Annotated in this window: 2 protein-coding genes; both read right to left on the reverse strand. The window is 64.8% G+C overall.

Features of this window, described 5'->3' with window-relative positions:
- The coding region (locus ACIBEF_RS32445) for a transposase (RefSeq protein ID WP_396797235.1) at positions 1–455 on the reverse strand (455 nt) is incomplete at its 3' end.
- A 518-nt stretch (positions 456–973) separates the two neighbouring features.
- Positions 974–1,314, reverse strand: a 341-nt coding sequence (locus ACIBEF_RS32450) for a hypothetical protein (protein WP_396797237.1), incomplete at its 5' end; no start/stop codon positions are given.

Here is a 1,314-nt window from a genome sequence, read left to right on the forward strand (position 1 = left end):
TCCCACGACACCGAAGCCCCACAGATCTCAGCGAAGTGAACGCTAATCTCCCCGGTCGTCAAACCCATGGCACACAACGACAACACCACCTCGTCAACCCCGGACAACCGGCGCTGCCGCTTCGTGACGATCTGAGGCTCGAACGTGCCCGCCCTATCCCGCGGCACGTCGATCTGCACCGGACCCGACCCGTCAGTCAGCACTGTCTTCGACCGGCTGCCGTTACGAATATTGCCCGCGCCGGCACCGTCGGGATCGTGTTGGCCATAGCCCAGGTGCTCGGTCATCTCCTCGTTCAACGCGGTCTCCAAGATCGTCATGGTCAACTGCCTGAGCAGCCCATCCGGGCCCGTCAACGACAGCCCTTGTTCCTTCACGGCCCGGACCAGCTCTGCCGCGGCCTTCGCCTCCGCCCGCTTCTTACCTCCGATCTGGTCGTTCAGCGTCGCGGTCATCACGGCACCCCCCTCACCAGGCACAACGCCCGGCAGGTCAGGCCGGAAACACCCTCAGATCCACAGACCCACACGATCACCCTGCACCGCATCAAGCGCCTACCAGCCAAGATCCATTAAAGAAGCACCATTACCCTGGACCTGGACCGGGTCTGAAAAGGACGGCCCCTGGCTCCACGTCTTTCGAGGCACCCCGAGTAGATCCGTCAGGCCCTTGTAGACTTGGCCGGAATTTCGGGCCGATCATTACCTTGAGGGTCGGCCATGAACTCGGCGTCAACCAAAAGACGCTGCGGAACTCGGTCAGCGCCGCGAGGACCGCCGAAGTTGCCGGTCTCGGTCGTGGCGATGAAGGCGTGAGCGCCGACGAGGTGTGCCGGCTGCGGTACAGAACGCCGAGCGAATGGTCGGACGACAACGGCAGGCGCCGGTCCGGCCGGTGACGGGTCCGGTCGGCGTGGTGCTGAGGAGCGGTCGTTCCTGCCGGCTCCGCTTCGGTCCGGGCGCGGGCTGGCCCGTTACCGGTTCATTGGCGGCGCAGCTGTCGGTGCGATCGAAGCGATAGGCGCCAACCGGTCGGTGACGCCCTTGTGCCGGGCTGCGGCCGCCGGCCGGGATGAGGACATCGCGACCGCTCGCCGCTGGCCAGCCTCTTTCACCACCTTCAACCGGTCCCGCAGTTCCTTGGAGTACGCCGGCGGCCGGTCATCCGCAGGCTGTTGTCCGCTGCTTGGGTGAGTGAGCACCCCATGAGCCAACATTTCCACTGAGGCATTTTCATCGTGACGATGCAGGTCACGGAAGGCTTTGGTCTGATGTGCACAGCGGGCGAGGCTCCCGGTATGACAGCAGTCGACCA

It is taken from the genome of Micromonospora sp. NPDC050795 (genome assembly GCF_044456785.1).
GTDB lineage: Bacteria > Actinomycetota > Actinomycetes > Mycobacteriales > Micromonosporaceae > Micromonospora.